Here is a 9861-nt window from a genome sequence, read left to right as displayed (position 1 = left end):
GACGATAGTGGGGAGCGATTTCTCAAGCGAGGCCAGTGCTGTATCGGCTTTTCGCTTCTGGTCGATCGCGGTCTCCTCGCGGAAGCTGCCGTCGCAGGTGACGAACGCGGACGAGTCGACGCGTTGCATCCGCTTGACGAGAGCATCGGGAGCAAACCCCGCGAAGACGACGTTGTGGACTGCCCCAATTCGAGCGCAGGCAAGCATCGTGATCGGCAACTCGGGGAGTTTCGGTAGGTAGATCGTGACGACGTCGTCCGCTTCGATGCCGAGCCCGCGGAGCGCGGCCGCGACGGCCGATACCTCGCGGTGGAGGTCGTAGTACGTATAGGTTCGGCGCTCGCCTCGTTTTCCCTCCCACCGCAGTGCGACCTGATTCTTCCGCTCCTCGAGGTGGCGATCGATGCAGTTTTCCGTGGCGTTCAACCGGCCACCGACGAACCATCGGTAGAATGGCGCATGTTCCTCGTCGAGGATGCGCTCGTAGGTGTCGCTCCACTCGAGCAACGATGCGGCGTCACCCCAGCACGCTGGCCACTCGCGATCAGAGCGGTTACTGGCGGCCAGGTCCGTTGGCGTTCTATCGCGACCGAACGCTTGCGGAGTCCAGCGACGAACCGTTTGGTTCTCGAGGAAAGGATACGCTGGTCTCTCTTCGGTCATCGATTGCCCTTTCGACGTCGATTCTTTTGTAGATTCCGTTTATTGAAGGGTTCCGCGGCCACGATAGGAAGATTAACGAGAATTACGGCGCGTATCCCCGTCCTTGAAAACGCAAAGCGTTTTCAGTTGCAACAAGACGCATAATGAATTAGCTAAGTTCTGGGAATGGGGTCTACCCCACTTATCGGCAGCTGGGGCCTGTAGTGGTACTCCCTCGTACAGCTGTTCCCAATACTTCTCTCGATCATTAAGCGTCTTGCCATGCCCCTGAAGGGCGAGGCTTTGCGCCTGTTTCACGTAACAACCGGCAACTGCCACACATCAGTCGCACAGTCCGTCGTGTGATTGAATGCATTGACTGTCAGTGGCTACGATAGTACCGGTCAGTTTAACAAGGATTCATCACTCTATCTTGCTTAACTATCGATTTTAAATACTGTTAGAGTTCTCGAGGGAATCAGTGTCAAATGAGATCAATGGACTATCCATAGGCCCTGAATCCGATCGGGGCCCGAATCAGGTCAACGCCCGGATCACGTCGCAGGCGACGAAACCATGATCCGACTCAACGGTGGGCAGTATTGGCTGTTCGCCACGGTTGACCCTAACTCGAACAAACCCTATGTACATAGCTTAAACCGACTCGAGCAAAGTAATATTAAGCGTGTTTTTCAGGGACTTGCGTGAGAATCACGATGTCTCAGACGCTGTGTTTCTTATTGGGCGACGAATTACTGAATTATGTCTGTCAACGATACGGCCTCGATTTTAGAGATGAACGACATGGAAATCAAAACAATGTTATAATTATCTATGGTCTGATAATAAGCCGAAGGACCTTCTTTCCAAACTATATGATTCTCATGCCATTGTGCAAGATCCATAGCGCGAATGTAACACACGAGTAAAATTCATTAAACAAGTTAAATCCTGTGTGGAAGCGATAGATTATTGTAATATTACACTTTTCTCAGTAATGACCGATGAGCGACACACATCGACAAGACGTAAACGCTCAATCGCAGGATTCGATAGCGCAGCGGCTGCAAGTGACACTACCCTGGTTCAGGATCCTTTTCGGAGGTCTCGGACTACTGGCTCCACGGCTGTTAGGCCGGTTGTATGGCATTTTTGGTCTCGAGGGCGATGGGCCAAACGAGGTTGCAATTCGCTATGCGTGTATCCGGGCTTTCGCACTTGGGATTGGGGAACTCACTGCCCCACCCGCCCATCAGCGGCAGTGGCAGCGTATTGGTCTGCTGGTAGATACGGCCGACACCATCATGGTATTGCACGCCGGACTGACTGGTCGTATCTCAAAACGGAAGGCGTTGGGGATGCTGAGTGGCACTACATTCGGAATGGTGGTCGGCTTGCTCACCGCATCACAGCGAGAATCACGTTCTGCTCGGCCGCACCGACGCGACGATTGAGAGCCGGTTGATGTGTGTGCAAGCGCCGTCCTTGTGATTCAACCGCTGCCCTATATTGAAGTGCTGAATACAACCTCTATGTTGCACAGTTTTTGGTAAGAACAAATATATTTTGGCTTGCACTAGTATGTGAGTCTGCTGTACTGATAGTTGATTGAATTCACGTGACTAGACTCGATGCACAACGGGTCTAGACCAGGAGCTGGATGTCCGACTCGGCCATGTGCTGGAGCGCGGTTGCTGCGCCGACGCCGGTGGTAACGCCGTCGTAGAAGTCGTCCTCGTCGTAGTCCATCAACTCGACCGTCATCTGGCAAGCCTGCAGATCGACGCCCTGCTCGAGCGAGAGGTCGATCAGTTCCTCGATCGTCGCGGTCCCGTTCTCGTCGATTTTCTTTTCCATCATGCGCGTGGCCATCCGATCCATGCCGGGGAACGCAGCGAGCGCGTTCGGGACCGGCATATTCGGGTTGCCGACGGCGCTCAGCTTGAGGTTCTTCGATTTTTCCTCGTGGAGGATGTCGAGCCCCCAGAACGTGTGGAAGACGACGACATCCCACCCGAAGGCGGCCGCTGTGCTCGCGAGGATCAGCGGCGGGTACGCCATGTCGAAGCTCCCCTGGGTGGCGACGATGGTCATCTTCTTCGGTCCGTCGCCGTCGTCCAAGTCGGCCAGCGACTGCTCGAGTTCGTCGACGCGCTCACGGAGTGCCTGTAGTTCGGCGGCGTCGAGCTCGGGTTCGACTTCGCTGTCATCGGCCGACGTCGCGGGAGTATCTGCACTCATGTTACGCCGCCTTCTTGACGTAGTGTGTGTAGCGGTCGCCATCCTCGACCTGATCGAGGAGTTCGACCCCGTCGGTACCATCCGCCCAGCCCTGAATGTCACTTATGCTGCCTGAATCAGTCGCCACGACTTCCAGCACGTCCCCAGCGTCGAGGTCGTCGATCGCCTGTTTGGTCTTGACGATAGGCATTGGGCAGGACTGTCCTTTCACGTCGAGCGTGTCCGTGATATCGTATTCTGAACTCATAATTGATCTTTGTGCTCTGTATTGGAGCTATCATACAATATCGGAGCCACCAATAAAAGGATGTCGATTATTGTGCTACATACAAACATCCAATAGTTAATCAGACTTCATAGATGCGTCTAGAGGCAGTTTTATGGGCCAATAACAGAGCATAACCAGATATCCTTGAAACCTATATTGTACGAATGAGGAACTACTATACAAATCCTTAAGTGGCCGTACCCAGTACTGGGCAGTGTACAACATGAACGACATGGACTTTCCAACGCCGGACGCGGACATCGAATCGGTGACGCCGGCCGAATTAAAAGGACGTATCGATGCGAGCGAGGACGTCACGCTCCTCGACGCTCGAATGGAGTCGGATTACAATGAGTGGAAAATCAACGGCGAGACCGTTGAATCGATTAACGTCCCGTACTTCAACTTCCTCGACGAGGAGGTCGACGACGATATTCTTGCACAGATACCGGACGATCGCGAAGTCACGGTCCTCTGTGCGAAAGGCGGTGCCAGCGAGTTCGTCGCCGGCTCGCTCAAGGAACGCGGCTACGACGTGAACCACCTCGAGGACGGGATGAACGGGTGGGCGCGAATCTACGAGGCCGTCGAGGTTGAGCGCTACGACGGAAGCGGGACGCTTTACCAGTACCAGCGTCCCTCCTCTGGCTGTCTCGGCTACCTAATCGTCGACGGCGACGAGGCGGCCGTGATCGACCCATTGCGCGCGTTCACCGACCGCTATCTCGAGGACGCCGCAGAACGACGTTCTGCGAGCCCTGCTTCGCAATCCCAGCAGGATGCGAAGGGTCTCGATGTCGAGCTGAAATACGCGATCGACACACACGTCCACGCGGATCACATCTCGGGTGTTCGAACCCTCGCCGAGAAGGGCGTCGAAGGCATCATCCCTGCGACTGCCGTCGACCGCGGAGTCACCTACGACGACGAGGTGACCCGCGCGGAGGACGGCGACGAATTCCAGGTCGGTGACGCCACGATCGAGACGGTCTACACGCCCGGTCACACCTCCGGGATGACCTCGTACCTGATCGACGGCGAGTTACTCGCGACCGGCGACGGACTGTTCGTCGAGAGCGTCGCTCGCCCCGACTTAGAGGAGGGGGATGAGGGCGCCGAAGACGCCGCCAAGCAACTCTACGAGTCGCTCCAGAATCGCGTGCTGACCTTACCCGACGACACCCTGATCGGCGGGGCCCACTTCAGCGACTCGGCCGCGCCCGCCGACGACGGTACCTACACTGCACGAATCGGCCAACTCACGGAGGACATGGCTGCCCTGACGATGGAGAAAGCCGAGTTCGTCGAACTGATCCTCTCGGACATGCCGCCCCGTCCGCCCAACTACGAGGACATTATCGCGATGAACCTCGGCCAGCGGGACGTTGACGACGAGGAAGCGTTCGAACTCGAGCTCGGTCCGAACAACTGCGCCGCCAGCCAGGAATCGCTGGCCGGTGACTAACCCCACCACTTTCCAGTCGAATGGTAACTGAACTCTTCGCACCCGCACTGTACGAGTCGCTGTTCCCGAACGGGATCAGTCGGTACGCCGTCGGGGGACTGCTCGTCGGCCTCGGCGCCGTCGTCATCTACCTCGGCACCGCGATTTCGGCCGGCGCGAGCACGTTCCTCGAGTCGACGCTTTCCTACGTCTCGGACCAGTCGCGGTTTCAGCAGTACCGGGGCTCGCGCGACTGGCGGATCGTCTTCACGCTCGGGATTATTTCCGGCGCGGCAGTCTACGCGCTGACGTTTCAGTCTGGACTGGTCTCGAGCGGCCTCTACGAAGCAGGGACGACCGGCCAGTTGCACGATATCGGCGGATTCACGGTTTGGTTGACGGACGTCCAGCCGTGGCGACTGTTCCTCGGCGGCATCCTCGTCGGGATCGGCACCCGGATCGGCAAGGGGTGTACCTCTGGCCACGGCGTCTGTGGCGTTGGATCGGCCTCGAAAACGTCGATCGTGGGCGTGATCACGTTCCTGATCGTGGCGATCGGGACGGCACAGGTCGTGATGGCACTGGGGGTATCACCATGAGCCAGAGCCGACATCCCCTGTTCATGCCGCTGATCTTCGTCGGCGGCTTGATCTTCGGTTTCGGTCTCGGCTTTAGCCACATGGCTCGTCCCGAAGTCGTACTGAACTTCCTGCAGTTCGAGGACTTTGGGCTGCTGTTCGTCATGGGCGGTGCGGCAGTTATCACCGGCATCGCCTTCGGGCTGGTGCCGCGACTGTTCGACCGCGCGCCGCTAACCGGCGACACCTACGGCCGGCGGCTGAAATCCTTCGACCGCAACGTCCTGATCGGCGGCGCAATCTTCGGCGTCGGCTGGGGTCTGTCGGGGATCTGTCCCGGGGCGGCCTACGCCAGCCTCGGTGTTGGCAACGTCACGATCCTGTGGGCGCTCGCTGGAATGTTCGTCGGGGCCTACCTGCAGGGCTACTGGCGCAGCCAGCATGCCGCGTCCGAGGTCGCGCCCACGAGTGCTGACTGAATTCCTTCGACCGTCTAGTAACTGTTACGGAAGTTCAAGGAGAAAGCCTCATGCTTTAGCGCGCGGATGAATCCGACAACCCCTTCACGAACCTCGTTCGACCTGCTGAACGGATGTTTTAAGGAACCAGATCTTGTACCAACAGGTATCCGAAGCGGTCTATCTGCCCTGCTAATCGGACAATATCTGGATTCCCTGATTCCACGTGGAAAGCACTGTGCTGGAACTCAGGGGTGCAGTCAACAAAAGTATCTCCGAATCCCATGCCGGGATAGGAGTAACGGCTTGTTGGCACGGCGCTGTTCAGATTAGAGTTTGAAGGAGTGAGGCGGTGGAATTCGTGGTTACCATCCCGAATTCAGACGCCTCACGCTACCTAGTAGCGACATTCAGTTAGGATTTGTGGAGCGAGAAGCGACACCGCGCGAGCTGATGCGGCTCAGTATCCACCTTCATCCTGCCGGTCTCTCGCTTTCGGATACTGTTCGTATTTTAGAGAGGTTCGGTGTTCGACCGTGCTCGATCTACCGTTCACAACTGGTGCAAAAAGCGAAGTTACAGCCCGAGAACGGCAAGTCACCGGATCACGTTGCGGTTTACGAGACTGTGATCCAACTCACTGACGAGCGGTACTGGCTATTTGTGGCGGTTGATCCCGAAACGACCGAATGTCTTCATGTTCGGCTGTTCCGACGAGAAACACCGGTCTCACCGAAATCCTTCTCGACGAACTCCGCGAGAAACACAATATCGACGGCGCTGAGTTTCTTGTCGATGGAGATAAGTCGCTGAACTTTGCCTGTCAACGACATGGCCTCGATTTCAGATACGAACGACACGGAAATCGGAACAGTGTCGAACGAATCTTTCGTGAGATAGAACGTCGAACTTTATCTTTCTCAAACTGCTTTAGCAACGCTTACGCAGAAACTGCTGATCAGTGGCTCAGATCGTTCGCCTTCGCATGGAATCCGCTAATCTGAACACTACCTCAGTATCAAGCGAAGCCGGCCGCTTCAGAACGTATACTTCGATACCGCCGTTTCCGCTGCTACCAACGGCTATTCAACCGTTACGACGACTTTCCCCTGATGCTCGCCCGCCTCGAGGTGTCGGTACGCCTCGCGGACCTCGTCGAAGTCGAACGTGCGGTCGATCACCGGTTCCATCTCCGTCGCGGCCATGGCTCGATTCATCCGGTCGAACATCGCGCGGCTGCCGACGCCGATTACGCCCTCGACCGTGAGCGCCTTCTGGAGGATCGGACCAGGGTGGACCTGTCCGTCCTGTCCGGAGAGCACGCCGATGAGGTGAACGTGCCCGTCGACGGCGGCCGCTTCAAGCGACCGCTCGAGCGTTCCCGGCCCGCCGACCTCGACGACGTGATCGACCCCGCCCATCCGTTCCTGTACGGCCTCGCCCCAGTCGGGGGTCTCCTCGTAGTTTAGCGTCCACGCGGCACCGAGGTCGCGGGCGCGCTCGAGTTTGTCGTCACTCGAGGAGGTGACGAACACCTCCGCCCCGTGCATCGTGGCGAACTGGAGCGCGAACGTCGAGACGCCGCCCGTTTCGAGCGCCAGGACGCGTTCGCCCGCGCCGATGGTTCCATCTTCGACGAGCGCTCGCCACGCGGTCAGACCGGCACATGAAAGCGTTGCGCCCTGTTCGTAGGAGAGGTGTTCGGGGAGTATCGCGAGGCTCTCGGCGGGGAACACGGTGTACTCGGCAAGCGCCCCGTCGACGTTCCCTCCGGTCATCCGTCCCATCTTCGCCCGCGTTCCGGGGCCGTCGATCCAGTCGGGCGCGAACGGCGTTGCGACTCGATCGCCTTCCGAAAGCCGCTCGACGTCGTCACCAACTGCAACGACCTCCCCGGCCCCGTCGGAGAGCGGGACGACCGGCAGCGCCGCGCCGGGATAGACGAGATCGTTGTTTGCGATCGCCAGATCGCGATAGTTGAGCGATGCCGCGTGGATGCGGACGAGCGCCTCGTCCGCGCTCGGCGCGGGGCGTTCGCGGTCGATTTGGACGACTCCGTCGTAGTCGGTCGTGGCTTCTTGCACTTCGTAGGCTTTCATCGGGTGAGAACAGGGAGGCTCGAAACTTTGCTCCTTGGACTAACAATCGTATTGCTGGTACTTCCAATAACCGGTAAATCCCGAACACACCGTCTTGTCCGGAGCTTTTTCCCGGAAAACGTCGACGTCGTCGGCAGCATCGTCGTAGGTCCACATAGAAGACATTCCCTGTCGTATGATCGGCGCACGAAGTTCGCTAATACTGTCGAACAGACCTATTTGAAGATCGGTCGTCTCTGAATGCGACGGCCGGAATTTCGCGACCGACTTCCCACTGACTTCTGTCCGACAGTATGAAACAGGAACTGCATCGGGTCGATCGGACGGGAGTTTCTTGTCTCAGGGCGGTAGAAACCCAGAACGGGATCGAAACACGTGGTGGACTATCCGTGTTCGGTTAACAGGCTCTGTTGAAACACTCAGAAGGTGACACATACGGAATACAGCGAACCGGGGACGGAGGACGCTCGTCTGGAGCAAACCCGAAGATCACACGAATCCATGGGTCGAGCGCCACGCTCAGTGGCGATCCAAGCCAGAACTGATGAGTGAATCCGATAGCGGTCGACCGGCTTTGCTCATCAGTCGACGCTTGGATCGGTACTCAGACGGAAATCTGCGCGACTGTCGGCCCCTCTCCGTACAGCGAAGGCAACCAATAACCGATCCGGTCTCGACTCGATAGCGAAGCGTCCCACGGCGGACCAGCCGGTACTCGACTTATACCACCTTTTCGCGGACCTCGGCTCGATCTCGTAGCTGCTAATGCACTCCCGCCGCACGCGCCGAACGAATCGGCTAGCGCGAGAGTTCGATCCGAACCGTCCCGTATTCCGCTCGCAGCGAGCGGTGCGTTCCCCTCCGAGTTCGAAAACGAGCTCCGAACAGTACGTTTATGTTGCTGCACGATAGTAGCTCGCATTTGAGTGTCATACATGAGCAAAGCTTAGTAAATGCGGTACGAGCCGCGGGGTTACCGTCAAGATGTTCAGACCGGTGGACGGTGGCGCGTTCGGCTTCCCGGTCGTTTCCGATGAGTACACGCACTAGATCGAGGAACAACAAGCTTGAACGGAGAGTTGCGCGTTCACCGACCAATCACACCACATGGTCGATATGTGGGTGACAGGTCCGGACGCGCTCGAAGTCTTCGCCGACTACGCCGTCAACGACTTCGAAGCGGGAGAAGCCAAACAGTTGGTCGTCGGTAACCCAGACGGCCACTTCATCGGCGACGAAATCTGTTTCGCCTCACGGCGGACGAACCACCCTCGTCGGTCCACTGCAAGCGCTCAACTCGTGATGACGGTACCTCCTGGATTGTCTTCACGTTTGTAGTTAGTGATAGCGATAACGAGACGCAGACACAGCGCAAGCGAACGGAAGTTCGCGTGGTGCATTCGATATCCACGGTCCTCGTCAAAGAGCTTCTACTCCCGCTTCGGTCGTGTTTAGTTAAGGCTGAAGGATGAGGAGAGACGATCTTTTGAGTGTCTATGACAGAAATCGCTCGCCTCAGTGGCTGTAGCGACTGGATCGACTTGGATTTTGTGGAACAAGAGCGGACACCGAGCAAACTGATGGAGCTCGGTATTCGACTCCATCTGTCAGAACTATCACTTTCAAATGCAGTTATAGAATTATAGAAGTTCGGCGCCAATAGGTCACGGAAAGCCGTTCACGATTGGGTGCAGAAAGCCGATTTACAGCCGGCCAACGACGAGAGTCCGGATTACATTGCACTCGACGAGACGGTGATCCGAATCAATGGTCAGCAGTTCTGGCTGTATGCCGCCGTCAATCCTGAAACGAACAAATTCCTGCATTTACGGCTGTTTAAGACGACTACAACAGCACTCACGCAACACTTTCTCCGGGAACTTCGGAAGAAACACAATGTCTCCGACGCCGTGTTTCTCATCGATCACGCACAGCATTTAGCACCGGCGTTGCAGCAAGCATGGCTCCGATTTCAGCCCATTCGACACGGAAATCGTAACGCCATCGAGTGTATCTTTAGAGAGATAAATCGACGTACTTCCTTCTCAGCACTAGTTTCTGCCATGTCGATCCAGCAACCGCCGAAACGTGGCTGCAAGCCTTCGCCGCCTGGTGGAACTCGCTTAACTAA

At 57.1% G+C, this 9861-nt stretch carries 8 protein-coding genes and 2 pseudogenes; 6 read left to right on the top strand and 4 right to left on the bottom strand.

The window, feature by feature from the left end; translation table 11 throughout:
- The 3 genes from ACYQ14_RS19870 to ACYQ14_RS19860 form a co-directional block, all read right to left on the bottom strand.
- Positions 1-663, bottom strand: a 663-nt coding sequence (locus ACYQ14_RS19870; protein ID WP_459890719.1) for an AMP-binding protein, incomplete at its 3' end; no start/stop codon positions are given.
- A gap of 1623 nt (positions 664-2286) precedes the next feature.
- A complete protein-coding gene (locus ACYQ14_RS19865) occupies positions 2287-2883 on the bottom strand; it encodes a DsrE/DsrF/DrsH-like family protein (protein ID WP_459890717.1) in 597 nt (198 codons plus the stop codon).
- Position 2884: 1 nt separating this feature from the next.
- On the bottom strand, positions 2885-3130 hold the full coding sequence (locus ACYQ14_RS19860; RefSeq protein ID WP_459890715.1) for a sulfurtransferase TusA family protein: 246 nt from the start codon (positions 3128-3130) through the stop codon (positions 2885-2887).
- A 244-nt stretch (positions 3131-3374) separates the two neighbouring features.
- On the opposite strand from ACYQ14_RS19860, the gene ACYQ14_RS19855 reads away from it, so the two are divergent.
- From ACYQ14_RS19855 to ACYQ14_RS19840, 4 genes and pseudogenes are all read left to right on the top strand, one after another.
- On the top strand, positions 3375-4616 hold the full coding sequence (locus tag ACYQ14_RS19855) for an MBL fold metallo-hydrolase (RefSeq protein WP_459890713.1): 1242 nt from the start codon (positions 3375-3377) through the stop codon (positions 4614-4616).
- A 20-nt stretch (positions 4617-4636) separates the two neighbouring features.
- Positions 4637-5194, top strand: a complete 558-nt coding sequence (locus ACYQ14_RS19850) for a YeeE/YedE family protein (RefSeq protein WP_283838992.1) — start codon at positions 4637-4639, stop codon at positions 5192-5194.
- Positions 5191-5652, top strand: coding sequence for a YeeE/YedE family protein (locus ACYQ14_RS19845; protein ID WP_459890711.1), 462 nt, complete (start codon positions 5191-5193; stop codon positions 5650-5652). Before ACYQ14_RS19850 ends, ACYQ14_RS19845 begins: the two co-directional genes overlap by 4 nt.
- A 336-nt stretch (positions 5653-5988) precedes the next feature.
- Positions 5989-6635, top strand: a pseudogene (locus tag ACYQ14_RS19840) (IS6 family transposase).
- Positions 6636-6713: 78 nt separating this feature from the next.
- Here the strand turns inward: ACYQ14_RS19840 and ACYQ14_RS19835 are convergent.
- Positions 6714-7730 carry a zinc-dependent alcohol dehydrogenase family protein gene (locus ACYQ14_RS19835; protein ID WP_459890709.1) on the bottom strand — a complete coding sequence of 339 codons (1017 nt, stop codon included), beginning with the start codon at positions 7728-7730 and terminating at the stop codon, positions 6714-6716.
- Positions 7731-8846: 1116 nt separating this feature from the next.
- Here ACYQ14_RS19835 and ACYQ14_RS22120 point away from each other — a divergent pair.
- Positions 8847-9068 carry a hypothetical protein gene (locus ACYQ14_RS22120; RefSeq protein ID WP_488193338.1) on the top strand — a complete coding sequence of 74 codons (222 nt, stop codon included), beginning with the start codon at positions 8847-8849 and terminating at the stop codon, positions 9066-9068.
- Positions 9069-9226: 158 nt separating this feature from the next.
- Positions 9227-9861: pseudogene (locus ACYQ14_RS19825) on the top strand (IS6 family transposase).

The organism is Halostagnicola bangensis (assembly GCF_054653435.1).
This window is presented reverse-complemented; position numbering and strand designations above follow the sequence as displayed.

What these genes read in the sequence shown, in the direction of transcription:
- ACYQ14_RS19835 (WP_459890709.1), bottom strand. Translation starts at nt 7,730, where the DNA reads ATGAAAGCCTACGAAGTGCAAGAAGCCACGACCGACTACGACGGAGTC.
- ACYQ14_RS19865 (WP_459890717.1), bottom strand. Translation starts at nt 2,883, where the DNA reads ATGAGTGCAGATACTCCCGCGACGTCGGCCGATGACAGCGAAGTCGAA.
- ACYQ14_RS19850 (WP_283838992.1), top strand. Translation starts at nt 4,637, where the DNA reads ATGGTAACTGAACTCTTCGCACCCGCACTGTACGAGTCGCTGTTCCCG.
- ACYQ14_RS19860 (WP_459890715.1), bottom strand. Translation starts at nt 3,130, where the DNA reads ATGAGTTCAGAATACGATATCACGGACACGCTCGACGTGAAAGGACAG.
- ACYQ14_RS22120 (WP_488193338.1), top strand. Translation starts at nt 8,847, where the DNA reads ATGTGGGTGACAGGTCCGGACGCGCTCGAAGTCTTCGCCGACTACGCC.
- ACYQ14_RS19845 (WP_459890711.1), top strand. Translation starts at nt 5,191, where the DNA reads ATGAGCCAGAGCCGACATCCCCTGTTCATGCCGCTGATCTTCGTCGGC.
- ACYQ14_RS19855 (WP_459890713.1), top strand. Translation starts at nt 3,375, where the DNA reads ATGAACGACATGGACTTTCCAACGCCGGACGCGGACATCGAATCGGTG.